This window comes from Haloarchaeobius amylolyticus (assembly GCF_026616195.1).
Classification (GTDB): Archaea; Halobacteriota; Halobacteria; order Halobacteriales; family Natrialbaceae; genus Haloarchaeobius; species Haloarchaeobius amylolyticus.
In genome coordinates this window covers 2115159-2131539 of sequence record NZ_JANHDH010000001.1, presented here as the reverse complement: position 1 = coordinate 2131539, position 16381 = coordinate 2115159, and the positions used below count along the sequence as shown (strand labels likewise).

Annotated in this window: 20 protein-coding genes; 14 read left to right on the top strand and 6 right to left on the bottom strand. The window is 69.2% G+C overall.

Annotated features, from left to right (window positions below; genetic code table 11):
- The 8 genes from argH (at position 1) to argF (ending at position 7777) form a co-directional block, all read left to right on the top strand.
- Positions 1-1458, top strand: a complete 1458-nt coding sequence (argH, locus tag NOV86_RS10975) for an argininosuccinate lyase (protein WP_267641430.1) — start codon at positions 1-3, stop codon at positions 1456-1458.
- 195 nt (positions 1459-1653) lie between these two features.
- A complete protein-coding gene (gene lysW / locus NOV86_RS10970; protein WP_267641429.1) occupies positions 1654-1818 on the top strand; it encodes a lysine biosynthesis protein LysW in 165 nt (54 codons plus the stop codon).
- 4 nt (positions 1819-1822) lie between these two features.
- Positions 1823-2707 (top strand): lysine biosynthesis protein LysX, encoded by an 885-nt coding sequence (gene lysX / locus NOV86_RS10965; protein ID WP_267641428.1) that lies wholly within the window; start codon positions 1823-1825, stop codon positions 2705-2707.
- The gene (argC, locus tag NOV86_RS10960; RefSeq protein WP_267641427.1) at positions 2707-3774 is read left to right on the top strand and encodes an N-acetyl-gamma-glutamyl-phosphate reductase; all 1068 of its coding nucleotides are present in this window, start codon (positions 2707-2709) and stop codon (positions 3772-3774) included. The genes lysX and argC overlap by 1 nt, the downstream gene beginning before the upstream one ends.
- Positions 3775-4641, top strand: a complete 867-nt coding sequence (locus NOV86_RS10955) for an acetylglutamate/acetylaminoadipate kinase (protein ID WP_267641426.1) — start codon at positions 3775-3777, stop codon at positions 4639-4641.
- On the top strand, positions 4642-5778 hold the full coding sequence (locus tag NOV86_RS10950; protein ID WP_267641425.1) for an aspartate aminotransferase family protein: 1137 nt from the start codon (positions 4642-4644) through the stop codon (positions 5776-5778).
- Positions 5775-6830, top strand: a complete 1056-nt coding sequence (locus NOV86_RS10945; RefSeq protein ID WP_368408741.1) for a [LysW]-lysine hydrolase — start codon at positions 5775-5777, stop codon at positions 6828-6830. Before NOV86_RS10950 ends, NOV86_RS10945 begins: the two co-directional genes overlap by 4 nt.
- Positions 6827-7777, top strand: coding sequence for an ornithine carbamoyltransferase (argF, locus tag NOV86_RS10940; protein ID WP_267641423.1), 951 nt, complete (start codon positions 6827-6829; stop codon positions 7775-7777). Before NOV86_RS10945 ends, argF begins: the two co-directional genes overlap by 4 nt.
- Here the strand turns inward: argF and NOV86_RS10935 are convergent.
- Positions 7755-8240 carry a hypothetical protein gene (locus tag NOV86_RS10935; RefSeq protein ID WP_267641422.1) on the bottom strand — a complete coding sequence of 162 codons (486 nt, stop codon included), beginning with the start codon at positions 8238-8240 and terminating at the stop codon, positions 7755-7757. The two genes, argF and NOV86_RS10935, sit on opposite strands and share 23 nt — an antisense overlap.
- Before the next feature lie 83 nt (positions 8241-8323).
- Positions 8324-8836, bottom strand: a complete 513-nt coding sequence (locus NOV86_RS10930; protein ID WP_267641421.1) for a DUF6789 family protein — start codon at positions 8834-8836, stop codon at positions 8324-8326.
- 142 nt (positions 8837-8978) lie between these two features.
- Between NOV86_RS10930 and NOV86_RS10925 the strand changes: the two genes are divergently transcribed.
- From NOV86_RS10925 to NOV86_RS10910, 4 genes are all read left to right on the top strand, one after another.
- Positions 8979-9227, top strand: a complete 249-nt coding sequence (locus NOV86_RS10925; protein ID WP_267641420.1) for a DUF8001 family protein — start codon at positions 8979-8981, stop codon at positions 9225-9227.
- A 31-nt stretch (positions 9228-9258) separates the two neighbouring features.
- Positions 9259-9645: a helix-turn-helix domain-containing protein gene (locus NOV86_RS10920; protein WP_267641419.1), complete on the top strand. Its 387-nt coding sequence runs from the start codon at positions 9259-9261 to the stop codon at positions 9643-9645.
- A gap of 62 nt (positions 9646-9707) precedes the next feature.
- The gene (gene thrC, locus NOV86_RS10915; protein ID WP_267641418.1) at positions 9708-10967 is read left to right on the top strand and encodes a threonine synthase; all 1260 of its coding nucleotides are present in this window, start codon (positions 9708-9710) and stop codon (positions 10965-10967) included.
- Between the two features lie 105 nt (positions 10968-11072).
- Entirely contained in the window at positions 11073-11357 is a 285-nt protein-coding gene (locus NOV86_RS10910) for a hypothetical protein (protein ID WP_267641417.1), read from the top strand.
- Positions 11358-11387: 30 nt separating this feature from the next.
- Here the strand turns inward: NOV86_RS10910 and NOV86_RS10905 are convergent, their stop codons facing one another.
- From NOV86_RS10905 to NOV86_RS10895, 3 genes are all read right to left on the bottom strand, one after another.
- Entirely contained in the window at positions 11388-11531 is a 144-nt protein-coding gene (locus tag NOV86_RS10905) for a hypothetical protein (RefSeq protein WP_267641416.1), read from the bottom strand.
- Positions 11532-11634: 103 nt separating this feature from the next.
- Positions 11635-13221 (bottom strand): phosphoglycerate dehydrogenase, encoded by a 1587-nt coding sequence (gene serA, locus NOV86_RS10900; RefSeq protein WP_267641415.1) that lies wholly within the window; start codon positions 13219-13221, stop codon positions 11635-11637.
- Positions 13222-13314: 93 nt separating this feature from the next.
- On the bottom strand, positions 13315-14442 hold the full coding sequence (locus NOV86_RS10895) for a PrsW family intramembrane metalloprotease (protein ID WP_267641414.1): 1128 nt from the start codon (positions 14440-14442) through the stop codon (positions 13315-13317).
- Between the two features lie 165 nt (positions 14443-14607).
- Between NOV86_RS10895 and NOV86_RS10890 the strand changes: the two genes are divergently transcribed.
- Positions 14608-15252, top strand: coding sequence for a DUF7504 family protein (locus NOV86_RS10890; RefSeq protein WP_267641413.1), 645 nt, complete (start codon positions 14608-14610; stop codon positions 15250-15252).
- Here the strand turns inward: NOV86_RS10890 and NOV86_RS10885 are convergent, their stop codons facing one another.
- Complete coding sequence (locus NOV86_RS10885) at positions 15253-15639, bottom strand: DUF7522 family protein (protein ID WP_267641412.1); 387 nt, start codon at positions 15637-15639, stop codon at positions 15253-15255. It abuts the gene before it with no gap.
- Positions 15640-15745: 106 nt separating this feature from the next.
- On the opposite strand from NOV86_RS10885, the gene serB reads away from it, so the two are divergent.
- Positions 15746-16381, top strand: a complete 636-nt coding sequence (serB, locus tag NOV86_RS10880) for a phosphoserine phosphatase SerB (protein WP_267641411.1) — start codon at positions 15746-15748, stop codon at positions 16379-16381.

Here is a 16381-nt window from a genome sequence, read left to right as displayed (position 1 = left end):
ATGACGGGCGACGAGAGCGACGAGGGGACGGCCGTCCGCGGCGACCGCTTCAGCGGCGGCCCCGCCCGCGGCTTCCTCTCCTCGCTCGACGACGACGAGCGCATCTTCGCGGCCGACGTGGCCGTCGACCGCGCCCACGTGGTCATGCTGGCCGAGCAGGGCATCGTCGACGCCGAGACGGCGGGCACCATCCTGCAGGCGCTGAACGTCGTCGAGGTCGAGGGGCACGCGATGCTCCCCGACGGCGAGGACGTCCACGAGGCCATCGAGAGTGCAGTCATCGAGCAGGTCGGCCCCGAGGGCGGCAAGATGCACACCGCGCGCTCGCGCAACGACGAGGTGGCGACCTGCATCCGCCTGCGCCTGCGCGAGGACGTCCTGGAAGCCATCGAGGCGGTCTGTGACCTGCGCGCCGCGCTCGTCGCGGGCGCCGAAGAGCACGCCGACACGGTGATGCCCGGGTTCACGCATCTGCAACACGCGCAGCCGACGACGGTCGGGCACTACCTGCTCTCCTACGAGCAGGCCCTCGCCCGCGACACGGCGCGCCTGTTCGACGCCTTCGAGCGCGTCAACCAGAGCCCGCTCGGGGCGGCCGCGTTCGCCGGCACCCCCTTCGACGTGGACCGCGAGCGCACCGCGGAGCTGCTGGGCTTCGACGGCGTCCTGACGAACTCGATGGACGCCTCCTCGGCGCGCGACTTCCTCGTGGAGGTCGCCTCGGCGATGGCGAACCTGGCGACGACCCTCTCGGGCCTCTCGGAGGACGTGGTCATCTTCGCGAACCAGGGCTACCTGGACCTCTCGGACGACTACTCCTCGACCTCCTCGATCATGCCCCAGAAGAAGAACCCCGACACGTTCGAACTCGTCCGCTCGGTCGCGGGCGAGGCGAACAGCGGGCTGACGGGCATCCTGACGACGCTGAAGGGGCTGCCCCGCGCGTACAACCGCGACCTGCAGAACGCGACCCCGCACGTCTGGGACTCGGTCGATGCCGTGACCGAGGCGGTCGGCGTGGCCGCGGGTGGCATCGCGACCGCGACCTGGGAGGAAGAGGCGCTGGCCGAGGCGGCCGGCTCGAACTTCTCGACCGCGACCGGCGTGGCGGACCTGCTGGCGATGGAGGGCGTCCCCTTCCGCACCGCCCACGAACTCGTGGCGAAGGCGGGCGAGTCCGGCGCCGACTACGCGGCGCTCGATGCTGCGGCACAGGCGGTCCTCGGCGAATCGCTCGACACCTACGTCGAGCAGTCGGCGGTCGAGGCCGCACTCGACCCGGCCGAGAGCGTGGCGATGCGCGACTCGGTCGGCGGCCCCGCGCCCGGGGCGGTCGCCGCTGCGCTCGAAGCGGCCGAGGCGACCCTCACCACCGACACCGACGAACTCGAGTCGAAACAGGGGGCCCTCGGCGACGCCCACACCGACCTGATGGCAGAGGTGAACGAGTATGTCTGAGGGACAGCACACCCGACCACGACCACGACGACTTCTCCCACGAGTCCCACCACGGGACAAATGAACGAAATCCGATAACTTAATTCGGGAATGTGGTTCATCGCACCGTTTTCACCACGTAGAGCCATCAGTAGTTGTGTAAAAGTTTTGGTAAGTTCGGAAGTTTTAAGAGTGTGTATCGCCCATGGACACGTGATGACAGAATGCATCGAGTGCGGGGCCGACGTGACCCTGCACGACGACATCGAAGCCGGAGAGATCCTCGACTGTACCACCTGTGGTGCCGAGCTCGAAGTGCTCAGCACGGACCCCGTCGAACTCGACGTGGCACCCGAGCTCGAAGAGGACTGGGGGGAATAAGCCGATGAAGGTCGGACTGCTCTACTCCCGGATCCGCAGGGACGAGAAGCTACTCCTCTCGGAACTGCGCGAGCGTGGCCACGAGGTCGTCAAGATCGACGTCCGGACCCAGCAGTTCGGCCTCACCGAACCGCCAGCCGTCTTCGAGGGCCTGGACGTGGTGCTCGACCGCTGTGTCGCGACCTCGCGCAGCCTCTACATCACGAAGTTCTGCGAGGCCTACGGCATCCCGGTCGTGAACTCGGCCGAGACCGCCGAGATCTGCGCCGACAAGGCCCAGAACAGCCTCGCGCTGGCCGGGGCGGGCGTCCCCACGCCCGAGACGAAGGTCGCGTTCACCACGGACGCGGCCCTCGAGGCCATCGAGGAGTTCGGCTACCCCTGCGTCCTCAAGCCCGTCGTGGGCTCGTGGGGGCGCCTGATGGCGAAGATCGACTCGCGCTCGGCCGCCGAGGCCATCCTCGAACACAAGGCCACGCTCGGGCACTACGAGCACAAGGTGTTCTACATCCAGGAGTTCGTCGCCAAGCCGGACCGCGACATCCGCGTGCTCGCCACCGACGGCGAGCCGGTCGCGGCGATGGCGCGCTCCTCCGAGCACTGGCTCACGAACGCCGCCAAGGGCGCCGAGACCCAGGAGTTCGAACTCGACGACGAGGCGAAGGAACTCGTCAAGAAGGCCTCGGCGGCGGTCGGCGGCGGCCTGCTCGGCATCGACCTCATGGAGACCGAGGAGGGCTACACCGTCCACGAGGTCAACCACACGGTCGAGTTCAAGTCGCTGAACGACGCGACGGCCATCGACGTGCCCGCGAAGGTCGTCGACTGGCTCGAATCCGTCGTCGGCACCGACGCGGAGACGGACGACGTGGCCGAGGTGACAGCCTGATGGGTGTGACGACGGCCACGGACGAGGCGACCGAGACCGTCTCCGCCAGCGTCGTCGGCGGCTCCGGCTTCACCGGCGGGGAACTCCTCCGCCTCATCGCCGGCCACCCCAACTTCGAGTTGACGCAGGCGACGAGTCGCCAGTACTCGGGCAAGTCCATCGGGAGCATCCACCCGAACTTCCGCGGCTCCGAGCTCCGTTTCACCGAACCGGACGACCTCGACTCGGTCGACGTGCTGTTCGCCGCGACGCCCCACGGCGTCACGATGGAGCACATCGACGCGTTCGAGGACGCGGCAGACACGGTCGTCGACCTCTCGGCGGACTTCCGCCTCGCCACCGAGGGACAGTACGACGACTGGTACGACGGGCACAGTTGCCCGGAGAAACTGGAGAAAGCGGAGTACGCACTCCCCGAGGTGAACCGCGAGAACCTGCCCGGAGCCGACATCATCGCCTCCGGCGGCTGCAACGCGACGGCCACCATCCTCGGGCTGAAGCCGCTGGCCGACACGGGTGTCCTCGACGACGCGCACGTCGTCGTGGACGTGAAGGTCGGCAGTAGCGAGGGCGGCGCGGGCGGCGGCGAGGCGTCCAGCCACGCCGAGCGCTCGGGCGTCGTCCGCCCCTACGCGCCGACGGGCCACCGCCACGAGGCGGAGATAGAGCAGTGGCTCGGGCTCTCGGTGTCGTTCACCTGCCACGCCGTGGACATGGTCCGCGGCGCGAGCGCGACCTGCCACGTCTTCCCGGATGGGCCGGTCTCGAAGCGCGACCTCTGGACCGCCTACCGCGAGGCCTACGAGGACGAACCCTTCATGCGCCTCGTCGCCGGCGGCTCCGGCTCGTACCGCTACCCCGAACCCAAGGCCGTCGCCGGCACGAACTACGGCGACGTCGGCTTCGAACTCGACGCCGCGAACAAGCGCGTCGTCGTGTTCTCGGCCATCGACAACATGATGAAGGGGTCGGCCGGGCAGGCCGTCCACGCCGCGAACGTCGCGCTGGGATTCGAGGAGACTGCTGGACTGGAGTTCACGGGGCTGCACCCCGTGGGGAGTCCCTGAATGACGGTAGTCGTGAAAATCGGCGGTGCCCGCGCCGTCAACCCGGCAGGGGCACTCGCCGACGTGCAGGACCTCGTCGCCTCCGGCGAGCAGGTCGTGGTCGTCCACGGCGGCTCGACCGCGGTCGACGAGACGCTCAAGGCCCTCGGCAAGGAGCCGACCTACGTCGAGACGCCCGGCGGCGTCGTCGGCCGCTTCACCGATGCGGAGACCATGGAGGTGTTCCAGATGGTCATGCCGGGCAAGCTCAACACGCAACTGGTCGAGGGGCTCCAGAACCAGGGCGTGAACGCGGTCGGCCTCTCCGGGGTCGACGGCGGCCTCCTCACGGGCAAGCGCAAGTCCGCGGTCCGCGTCCTCGAGGACGGGAAGAAGAAGATCAAGCGCGGTGACCACTCCGGCAAGCTCGAGGCCGTGAACACCGACCTCCTCGACACCCTGCTCTCGGGCGGCTACACGCCGGTCGTGACCGTCCCGATGCTCGGCGAGGAGCGTGACGGCAGCCTGACCGCGGTGAACGCCGACGCCGACCGCGCCGCGGCCCACGTCGCGGGCGCACTCGGCGCGGCCCTCGTGGTCCTGACCGACGTCTCCGGCGTCTACGCCGACCCCGAGGACGCCTCGACCCGCATCGACACGGTCGAAGATTCCGAGGGCTGGGACGCCCTCGAAGCCGCCGCGGAGGGCTTCATGACGAAGAAGGTGATGGCGACGAAGGAAGCCCTCGAAACGGGTGCAAGCTCTGTCGTCGTCGCCACCGCGAACGCCGACGAGCCCATCCAGTCCGCGCTCGCGGGCGACGGCACGACGATTCTCCCGAGTGCCCTCGGGCTCTCCAACGACGACCAGCAGGAGGTGACGCAGTAGATGTCCAACGACTTCGTCTTCTCACGCAAACCCATCAGCATCGAACGCGGCGAGGACGTGTTCCTCTACGCCGACGACGGCACCGAGTACCTCGACATGGGCGCGAGCTACGCCTGCACGCCCGCCGGCCACTCCCATCCGGACGTGGTCGGGGCAGTCCAGGAGCAGGTCGCAGACCTCACGTTCGTCCAGGGCTCGTACCCGACGAGTTCGCGCGACGAACTGTACGAGAAACTCGGGGCGCTCGCACCCGGCGAGGTCAGCAACGTCTGGCTCTGCAACTCCGGGACCGAAGCGAACGAGGCGGCGCTGAAGTTCGCCCGGAGCGCGACCGAGAACACGAAGATCGTCGCCACGAAGCGCGGCTTCCACGGCCGCACCATGGGCGCGCTCTCGGCCACGTGGAAACCGAAGTACCGCAAGCCCTTCGAGCCGCTGCTGGACGACGTGGAGTTCGTGAGCTACGGCGATTCGGAAGAACTCGCCGAGGCGGTCGACGACGACACCGCCGCGGTCATCCTCGAACCCGTCCAGGGCGAGGGTGGCGTCAATCCGAGTACGACCGAATTCCTCGAAGCGGCCCGCGAGGCCACCGAGGAGAACGGTGCCGCACTGGTCTTCGACGAGGTCCAGACCGGCCTCGGCCGGACCGGCTCGTTCTGGGCCTGCGAGGCCGCGGGGGTCACGCCCGACATCGTGACGAGTGCGAAGGGCCTTGCAAATGGGCTCCCGCTGGGCGCGACGCTGTGTGCCGACTGGATCGCCGAGGACGCGGGCCCCCACGGCTCGACGTTCTCGGGCGGCCCGGTCGTCTCCGCGGCTGCCGCTGCGACGCTCGACGTCATCGTGGACGAGGACCTGCCCGGGAACGCGCAGGCGGTCGGCGACTATCTGGTCTCGGAACTCGAAGCCGCCGACCTGCCGGTGCGTGAGGTCCGCAACGCCGGCCTGCTCGTCGGTATCGAGGTCGGCCGCAAGGCGAACAGGGTCCTGCGCGACCTCGCGATGGAGCACCAGATACTCGCGCTCCCCGCGGGGCGCACCGTGGTCCGGCTGCTCCCGCCGCTGACGATGACGGAGGCGCACGCCGACGAGGTCGTCGAGGCACTGGTCGACATCCTGGGGACGGAGGAATGAGCACGAGCATGGCAACCGCAGTCAGCGACGGGGTCGCCCGCGAACTGCTCGAATCCATGGTCTCCATCCCCTCGCCCTCGGGCGAGGAGACGGCCGCCGCCGAGCGCCTGCGCAACTTCTTCCAGGAACACGACCGCGAGGCGTACATCGACGAGGTCGGGAACGTCCGCGCCCCGGCCGACGACTCGGTCCTGCTGACCTCCCACATCGACACGGTGCCCGGCGACATCCCGGTCCGCATCGAGGAGGAGGACGGCGAGACGGTCCTCTGGGGCCGCGGGACCGTCGACGCGACCGGCCCGCTGTGTGCTATGGCCGTCGCGGCGGTCCGCACCGGCGTCTCCTTCGTCGGCGTCGTCGGCGAGGAGTCCGACTCCCGCGGGGCGCGCTACCTCGTCGAGGACCGTGCAGAGCCCGACGCCGTCATCAACGGCGAACCCTCGGGCTGGGACGGCGTGACGCTCGGCTACCGCGGCTTCCTCACCGCGCAGTACACGGCCCACACCGACTCGGCGCACACCTCGCGCCCCGAGCCCAACGCCATCCAGGACGCGATGGCCTGGTGGGAGCGCGTCGAGGACGCGTACCCGCCGGCCGCCGACGGCGAGGTGTTCGACTCCGTGACGGCGAAACCCGTCGCCATCGACGGGGGCGTCACCGCGGACGGCCTCGCCTACGAGGCGACGATCGACGCACAGTTCCGGATTCCGCCCGGCACCGACGCCGCGGCCATCCGCGAGACGGTCGAAGCCGCGCTGGCTGCGGGTTCCATCGAGTGGGACGACCACATCCCGCCCGTGATGGTGAGCCCGCGAAGCGAGGTCGCGCGAGCGTTCCGCGTCGCGATACGCCGACGAGGGGGCGACCCCCGCCTCCTCCGCAAGACCGGCACCGCCGACGTGAACCTGTACGCCGCCGCGTGGGACTGCCCGATGGCCACCTACGGCCCGGGCGACTCCGCACTGGACCACGCGCCGGACGAACGTATCGCGCTGTCCGACTACGACGACGCCATCGCGGTCTTAGAGACCGTCTCCGACGAACTGCAATGAGCACCCACACCGACTCCACCACACCGATGCCAGCACAGACCACGAAGCACTTCCTGACCGTCGACGACCTGAGCACAGCCGAACTCGACGCTGTCCTCGAGCAGGCGGCGACGTACAAGCAACAGCTCGATGCGGGCGAGTCCCACGCGGACCTCGCCGGCAAGACGCTGGCCATGCTCTTCGAGAAGCCCTCGACGCGCACCCGCGTCTCCTTCGAGACGGGGATGACCCAGCTCGGCGGGCACGCCGTCTTCCTCGGCCCGGACGACACGCAACTCGACCGCGGCGAACCCATCAAGGACACGGCGCGTGCCCTCTCGGGCTACGTCGACGTCATCATGGCCCGCCTGTTCGACCACGACGACCTCACCGAACTCGCGGCATATGCCGACGTACCGGTCGTCAACGGCCTCACGGACGACGCCCATCCCTGCCAGACGCTCGCGGACCTGCAGACCATCCAGGAGACATTCGGCGACCTCTCGGAGGTGTCGGCGGCCTGGGTCGGCGACGGCAACAACGTCGCCCAGTCGTTCGCGAAGGGCTGTGCCATGACCGGCGTCGACCTGACCGTGGCGACCCCCGAGGGCTACGGGCTCAGCGACGAGACGCTCGACGCCTGTGCCGACCTCGGCGACGAGCCGGCCGTCACCACCGACCCGGCCGAGGCCGTCGCCCAATCCGACGTGGTGTACACCGACGTGTGGGTCAGCATGGGCGAGGAGGACGAGCGCGAGGAGAAGGTCGCCGCCTTCGACGGCTTCCAGCTCAACGGCGACCTGCTCGCGGGCACCGACGCGAAGGTCATGCACTGCCTGCCCGCCCACCGCGGCGAGGAGGTCGACGACGAGACCATCGAGGGCGAGCGCTCGCTGGTCTGGCAGCAGGCCGAGAACCGCATGCACGCCCAGAAGGCGCTCCTGACTAGTGTAGTGCGCGGGTTCTGACCAGCATCGCCAGCACGAGTCCGAGCAGGAGTCCGTAGACGACGTGCCCGACGAGGGGCATGACGGCGAGATTCGGGAGCGGGAGCCCCGGCCCGAAGCCGACGTTGTTCAGCCAGAGCGGCCACAGGAACACGATGTTGAGTGCCCACAGTGCGACGCCGAAGGCGACCGCCGTGCCGATGCCGACGTGGTAGGCACCTACCGTCTCGCGGAGCGGTTCCCGGTCGACGGCGACCCCGAACAGCGCGCCGAACAGGACGCTGTGGGCGAGGTGTGCCATCCAGCCCACGCTCAGGCTCGGCTCGCCGAGGGTGTACATCGCGCCGATGGCGGTCATCCGGCCGAGCTGGAACTGGATGAGCACGCCGAAGACGAGCCCGGCGACGAGGCCGCCGATGCCACCCCCCAGCGCCATCGCGTTACGGTTCTGTATCGGGTCGGTCGTGTCGGTCGACGTGGACATACCCGCAACGTCCCTGCCCGTATAAAAAGCGATGCCCCGGTCGTGTGTCCGGGATGCACGCGTTGGTGGCTATCACCACCACGTCACTGCGGTTGCGTCCCGGTCTCGGCCTCGACGGCCCCGGTCGTGAAGGTCACGAGCGGGTACACCGCGCCGAGGACGCCGCCGAAGGCGAGGTGCCCGACGAGGCTGGTGGTGCTGATGTTCGGGAAGGCCGGGGCGCCGGCGAAGCCGACGGCCTGCAGCCAGAACGGCATCACCGTGACCGCGAGTATCGCCCAGAGTACGATACCGAACACGATTCCTGCGGCGATGTTCTTCTGGACGTCCGCCCCGACCTGGGGCAGTTGCTCGTGGAGCGCGGCGAAGGCCACCCCGAGGACCGCCGAGATGGACATGTGGATGGTCCAGCCGGCCAGCCCGCCGGAGAGCCCGAGCAGCGCCGGGATGCCGTTCTCGATGACGCCGGGGGCCTGCAGGGTCAGCAGGATGCCGAAGACGGCACCCCCGACGAGTCCGCCGACGACCCCGCCCTGCCATGCTTTCAGTTTGTTGGTAGTTTCAACGTCTGTGGGTGTTGTGGTTTCGGGTGCCATAGTATAAGATATGGGTCAGGACGGAATAGCACTGGTGCTTGTTGGCACGGGCCATGCACTCCCCAGGTGAGTGGAACGTTACCGTGACAGACGGTGTCGAAAGAATCAGGTAGAGCGCCGCCGGAGTACGAATCGAACGACAATGCCGGAGCCACTGCGAGCACGGGCGGGGGAACTCAGCGCCGACGAGATACTCGACGCGTTGCGGGAGGGACGGCGCGTCGTCATCACCACCGAGATGCTCGGCGTCGACCACGAGGTCACGCTGCGCCACGACGGCCGGATCTTCTACTGCGACACGCCGACCACGCTGCACAAACACGAGTCCGAGGACGAGATGCGCATGTGCATCGAGAAGCAGGGCTACATCGACATCGACCGCGAGGAGTAGTCTTTAGGCGCCACACCTCCATTCTCACGCTATGGCAGACGCGACGCCGGACGACCTCGGCGACCTCATGGAACAGCCAGACCCCGGCTTCCGCGAGGTCATGAGCTGCGTCTTCGGCATCCACCAGCACGAGACGCGGACGTACCTCGCGCTCATCGACCAGCCCGGCAGCACCGTCGAGGAACTCGCGGCGGAACTCGAACGGGACCGCAGCAACGTCAACCGGTCGCTGTCGACGCTGCTCGAACGCGGCCTCGCCTCGCGGGAACGCCGCCTGCTCGACTCCGGTGGCTACGTCTACCAGTACACCGCCGAGTCCCTCCCCGAGGCCAAGGAGATGCTCCACCAGGCGCTCGACGAGTGGACCGAGAACGTCCACGAGGTCATCGAGGAGTTCGACGGGGAACTGCCGGAGTAGTCGAATCGGCAGCCTTCGCGGAAACCTGCGTCTTTTTGCCCGCGTAGCGCAATCCGCCGATAATGAGTTCTCTCCCGCTGCACGCGGAGGCGCCGGCCGAGCCGGCCGAGGCCGACGACGGCGTCTGGCTCGAATGCATCGACTGCGGCGACACCTACGCACCGTTCGACGACATCCGCTACACCTGTGACTGCGACGCGCTGCTGGAGGTCCGCTACGCCGACCTGCCCACCTGGGACGAGTTCGAGGGCCGCGGCGTCTGGCGGTACTCGGCGGCGCTCCCCTTCGAGGTCGGGGTCACCCTGCCAGAGGGTGACACCCCCCTGCACCGGGTCCCCCGGCTGGAGGACGACATCGGCATCGAGAGCCTGCGCGTCAAGCACGAGGGGATGAACCCGACCGGCTCGTTCAAGGACCGCGGCATGACCATGGGCGTCCGCGTCGCCCAGGAACTCGGCGTGGACCGCCTCGCCTGCGCCTCGACCGGGAACACCTCGGCCGCGCTCGCCGCCTACGGCGCGCGTGCCGGGCTGGAGACGCTCGTGCTCCTGCCCGCCGGCAAGGTCGCCGCCGGCAAGGTCGCACAGGCCTCCCTGCACGGCGCCCGCATCCTCGAGGTCGACGGGAACTTCGACACCTGCCTCGACATCGTCCAGGACCTCGCATCGCGTGGCGAGGCGTACCTGCTCAACTCGCTCAACCCCTTCCGGCTGGAGGGTCAGAAGACCATCGGGCTGGAGATTCTCGAGGCCCACAGGGACGATTACGGCGAGTACCCGGACCGCATCGTCCTCCCCGTCGGCAACGCGGGCAACACCTCGGCGCTGTACAAGTGCTTCCGCGAACTCGTGCAGGCCGGCGCCCTCGAACCCGAGGAGGTCCCGAAGCTCACCGGCGTCCAGGCCGAAGGTGCGGCCCCGATGGTCGAAGCCATCGAGGCGGGCGCCGCGGACACCCGCCGCTGGGACGAGGTCGAGACCATCGCGACCGCCATCCGCATCGGCAACCCGGTGAACGCGCCGAAGGCCCTGCCGGGCATCCGCGAGACCGGCGGCACCGCCGTCGCCGTCAGCGACGAGGAGATCACCGCGGCACAGCGCGACCTCGCCGGCGAGGGTGTCGGCGTCGAACCCGCCTCCGCCGCCAGCGTCGCCGGCCTGCGCAAGCTCCGCGAACAGGGCGAGATCGCCGCCGACGAGCGCGTCGTCTGCCTGACCACCGGCCACCTGCTCAAGGACCCCGACGCGGCCGCCGAGGCCGGTGCCGACCCCGAGCCCGTCCCCGGCGACACCGAGGGCGTGCTCGACCACCTCGCCGAGTGACGCCGGTCGCGTCTGACACCCGTCCGCCGGCCGGCCGCCGCGTCTGACGCTCGTCCGTCACCGGTCTGCCGGCGTTTCTTGTAGTCGTGGTACCTCGTACCATACGTGTCACAGTACGCCACCTCAGCGCCGCGTGGCGCGACCCACACCGAGCAGTCGCAGGCCGCGGACGACCGCGCCGCGGACGAGCCGGACGCCGACGCCCTCAGAGAGCGCATCGACGAACTCGAACGCGAGCTCTCGGCCAGAGAGACGCAGGTACAGGCACTCAGACAACGCTACGAGACGGTCCTGGACGAACGCCAGCAGGACCGGTCGTCGTCACCCCAGTCGACACGACCGGGCCTGGTACAGACCCTGCTGACGCGATTGCAAGCGCTCCTCTCCTGACCAGCGGGCTTCTCCTCCTTCTGCTCCCCCCTACTTCGTCGCCTGCATGGACGCGTCGACCGCCGCACCGAGGTCGAACAGCGGGAGCGCGAAGAACAGCAGGAGACCGACGAGGAAGACCGGCCGCTCCCGCCACCGGTTCTGCCATCGCTTCGGACATGCCAGTACCGCCACGCGGGACGTGATATCTGTGCGCCTTGCTGTCGAAGTGAAGACAGGTCAGAAGATGTGCCGACCAAGACGGGTCGGCGCCGGGAGAAGAACCGGTTCGTGGCGGTTACTCGCCGCCGTTCAGGACGATCTGGCGCACCTCGATGATGCGGTCGTCGTCGTGGAGCGCCTGGATGGCCGCCTCGGGCACCTCGCTGTCGACGTTGTAGACGGTGAGTGCCTCCCCGCCGATGGTCTCGCGGGCGTTGAACATGCCGGCGATGTTCACGTCGTAGTCACCCATGACGCTGCCGATGAGGCCGATGACGCCGGGCTCGTCGGCGTTGCGCGCGACGACCATGCGGCCGTGCGGGATGGCGTCGACGCGGTAGCCGTCGACGCGGACGATGCGCGGGTCGTCGCCCGCGAACAGGGTTCCACAGACCGAGACCTCGTCGTCGCCGTCGGAGACCTTCACCGTGATGAGGCTCTGGAAGTCCTCGGCCGAACGGGTCTTGGACTCGGTGACCTCGACGCCGCGCTCCTCGGCGATGCGCGGGGCGTTGACCGCGTTGACCTGCCACTCCAGCGGCTCGAAGACGCCCTTGAGCGCGCTGGCGGTGACGAAGTCGACCTCCTCGTCGGCGATGTCGCCCTGGTAGACCACGGAGATGTTCTCGATGCGGTCGTCGAGCAGCTGGGCGGCGACCTTGCCGGCGGTCTCGGCGAGTTCGACGTACGGCTTCAGGCGTGGGAACGCCGTCTCGTCGATGGACGGGGCGTTCAGCGCGTTCATCACGGGTTCGCCGGCGAACGCGGCGACGACCTGCTCGGCGGTCGAGACGGCCACGTTCTCCTGGGCGGCCTCGGTGGACGCGCCGAGGTGGGGCGTGACGACGACGTCGTCGATGTCGAGCAGCGGGTTGTCCTCGGGGACGGGCTCCTCGGCGAACACGTCGACCGCAGCCCCGGCGAGCACGTCGTCCTCGACGGCGCGGGCGAGCGCGTCCTCGTCGACGACGCCACCGCGGGCGCAGTTGACGACGTAGCCGCCCGCGAGCTTGGCGAGTTCGTCGTCGGAGATCATGTTCGCCGTCTCGTCGGTCAGCGGGACGTGGACGGTGAGGAAGTCGGCGCGTTCGAGACACTCCTCGAGGTCGACGAGTTCGGCGCCGAGCTGTTCGGCGCGCTCCTCGGAGATGTACGGGTCGAACGCGACGAGGTCCATGCCGAGACTGTGGAACTTCTTCGCGACCTCCTGGCCGACGCGGCCGAGGCCGACGACGCCCAGGGTCTTCCCGTTGACCTCGGTCCCGAGGTAGTCGCCCTTGGCCCACTCGCCGCCCTTGAGGCGGACGTGGGCCTGCGGGATGGAGCGCGCGGCGGCGAACGCCATCGCGACCGTGTGCTCGGAGGCGGCGCGGACGTTGCCCTCGGGCGCGTTCGCGACGATGACCCCGTGGTCGGTCGCGGCCTCGATGTCGATGTTGTCGACGCCGATGCCGGCACGCCCGACGATGACGAGGTCGTCTGCGGCCTCGAACACCTCGCGGGAGACGTCCGTCCCGGAGCGGACGATGAGCCCGTTGGCGTCGGCCACTGCTTCGAGGAGGGCCTCGCCCTCCACGTCGTACGCTGTCTCGACCTCGTGGCCCGCATCCCGGAGCACGGCCAGGCCGGCGTCCGCGATGGGGTCGGTCACGAGTACCTTCATGCGCGTGGCAACCACCTCGGCGGTGTTAACGCTTCCTGTAACGGTTGAATTTCGTAGAATGAGAGGTTCTAGCACGCGTGATGTGAACTCACCTCAGTGCGGCGGTGCGTCGTCGTCCGGTGGTCCCCCACCACCCGACACTGTCTCGACCGCCGGGTCGGGTGGCGCCCCGGGCGGGGCGGCGGTCGGCGGGACGCCCGGTGGTTCCCCACCCTGCTCGGTGGCGGCCCGGTAGGCGTCGCGGTAGCGCGCCAGTTTCCGGTAGAGCACGTACCCGAAGGCGCCGTCGTAGGTCAGCACCAGCAGCGACCAGCCGATGTCGCCGAGGCCGAGCAGGTCCGGCAACGCCTCGGCGATGAGGACGTTGAACGTCGCGTGGACGACCACGACGACGAGCAGGCCCTTCAGGACGATGGCGCCCGCGTGCTCGCGGTTGAACCGGGCCAGCCCGAGGTAGTAGCCCGCGAACGCGGTGTAGAGGACGTGCCCCGGCGCGCTGAGCAGGCGGGTCGCCGCCACGTCCCCCAGCACGAACGCGAGTGGGGTGTACGGCTGCTGGAGGGCGACCAGCGCCTCCTGCATGAGGAAGCCGACGTTCTCGTAGGTCGCGAAGGCCAGGCCGGCCACGGCGCCGTAGACCGCCCCGTCGACGACCCGGCCGAACTGCCGGTCGTCGGTGTAGGCGTACAGGCGCACCGCCAGCAGTTTCGCCACCTCCTCGCCGGGTGCGACGACGAGGAAGGCGTAGAGGACGACCCCGACCAGTGGCAGGGACTCGACGCCACCCAGCGCCGTGTTCCAGGTGACCGCCAGCGCCGCCAGGAGGACGCCGAGCGCGAAGGTGACGACCAGCGACCGCAGTGCCAGTCCGGGCGCGAAGACGGCCCAGAGCGAGACCGTGATGCCGGCCGCGAGGACGACCGACAGCAGGGTGTACGCCCCGAGTCCGGGCACGAGCCAGAGGACGACGAGCGTCGCCCCGGCCGAGGCCGTCGCGACGACGAACAGGACGGCCACGAGCAGGACCTTCCAGTACCCACCGATGCCCCGCCCGGCTGCCAGCGCGACCCGGTCGAGCACGCTCCGTGGTTCCCAGGTCGACACCTCGTAGAGGTCGCGCTCGTCGCCGAGCGCCCGGGTCGGCTCCCGACCGACCTGTGCGTCGTCGGGCGACCAGTGGACGATTCGATGCAGCCGCGTCGTGAGTCGTCGTAGTGGCATACTCCCCCCATCCGGCCGGAGCGTCCCGGCCGGTCGGACACGGCCAGCACTAGGCGACCGACGCGGATAACGCCTCACAGCACTCAATCGGCCGAGGACTGGGGTCCCGGATTACGGGACCGGGCAGGAAGAGGGTTGAAATATCATCGGTCCAAATGCTCGCCAGTGAGCGAACGCGCCGAGGTACCGCTGGACGCCGCGTCGCTGGCCCCCGGGACGAACCTCCTCGTCGCCGGCCCCGCGATGACCGGGAAGCGCCAGCTGCTGTACCACCTGCTCGGACACTCGGGCGAGGCCGACCACGCGACCAGCATCGTCACCACCCGGAAGGCCGCCGACACGGTCGAACGCGAGTACCGGGCCGTCGACCCCGACGTGACCCGGCTCGGCATCGTCGACTGCGTGAGCCGCCAGCGCGGGTTCGGTACCGTCGAGGAGTCCCCGACCCGCCGGTACGTCGGCAACGCCGGCGACCTGACCGGTATCGGCATCCGGACCAGCGAGTTCATGCGCCGGTTCCAGGCGGACGACACCGTCGACACCGCCAGCGTCGGGCTGCACACCTCCTCGACGGTGCTGATGTACACGGAGCTCCGGCGCGTCTTCCAGTTCTACCACGTCATGACCGGCCGCGTCGAGTCCGCGGGCTACACCGGCGTCTTCGTCATCGACACGCCGACCGCCGACAACGCACTCGCCGTGTTGAAACAGCTGTTCGACGGGCTCGTCGAGGTCAGAGAATCCGAGGACGGCCGCCAGCTCCGGGTGCGGGGTATCGAGGCCGGGCCGCGGCAGTGGACGGGGTTTTGACTACTCCCCGAGGAAGTCGAGCGTCGTATCCACCAGCGGCGACGCCTGCCGGTCCGTGACGACGACCACGCCCGCCCACTCCCCGTCTGGGAACACCGCGACGACGACCTCCTCGAAGAAGCGCAGGGTCGCGTTCAACTCGCCGAAGTCGTACAGCGACTGCTCGGTCGGCGGGTCGCCCAGTCCCTTCATCGTCAGCGTCTTCACGCGCTCGTCGAGTTCGTGGTCGGTGAACTGCTCGCGGATGTCCTCGCGGACGTGGACGACCTCGCGCTCGTCGCCCTCGTACCGGAAGACGAGCCGGAGCGTCGTCTCGGTCGCCTCGTCGATGCGCTCGACCAGTCGGCGGAGGTCGCGGTCCTCGACCCCCTCCAGCGTGTCGTCCATCGGCAGGACGTTCCGGGTGTGGGCTCTTAAGCGTGTCCGGCACCGAACCCTGGGAAACGTCGCCGGGACCGGGGTTTTCATGCACCCCGGCGACACAGAGGCGGACATGACACTCGTCGCGTTCGACTTCGACGGTACCCTCTCTGACTCGGAGATGACGGTCCTGCTCGGCCAGCGCAAGGGCGTCGCCGACCAGATGACCGAGATCACCCAGCGCGCCATGAACGACGAGATCGGCTACGCCGAGAGCCTCCGCCAGCGCGCCGGCCTGCTGGCCGACCTCGCCGACGAGGACGCCCAGGCCGCCTTCGACGAGGTGGAACTCCGCGAGGGCGCGGCCGACCTCATCCGCGAACTGAACGACCACGACGTGGTCGTCGCCATCTTCACCGGCGGCTTCCAGCGCGGCGTGAAGGCCGCCCTCGAACGCGAGGGCGTCAGCGTCGACGCCATCGTCTCGAACCGCCTCCCCGTCGAGGACGGCGCCCTCACCGGCGGCGTCGAGGGCCCACTCATCGAGGGCACCAAGGACACCGCGCTGCGCAACTACGCCGACGAGATGGCCATCGACATCGCGGACACCGTCGCGGTCGGCGACGGCGCGAACGACCTGCCGATGCTGGAGGTCGCCGGGCTGGCGGTCGGCTTCGAACCCAAGCCCGCGGTCGCCCCCGCCTGTGACGAGACCGTCAAGACGATGGCGGAACTGCAGGCGCTGTTCGAGGAACAGGGCGTCTTCTGA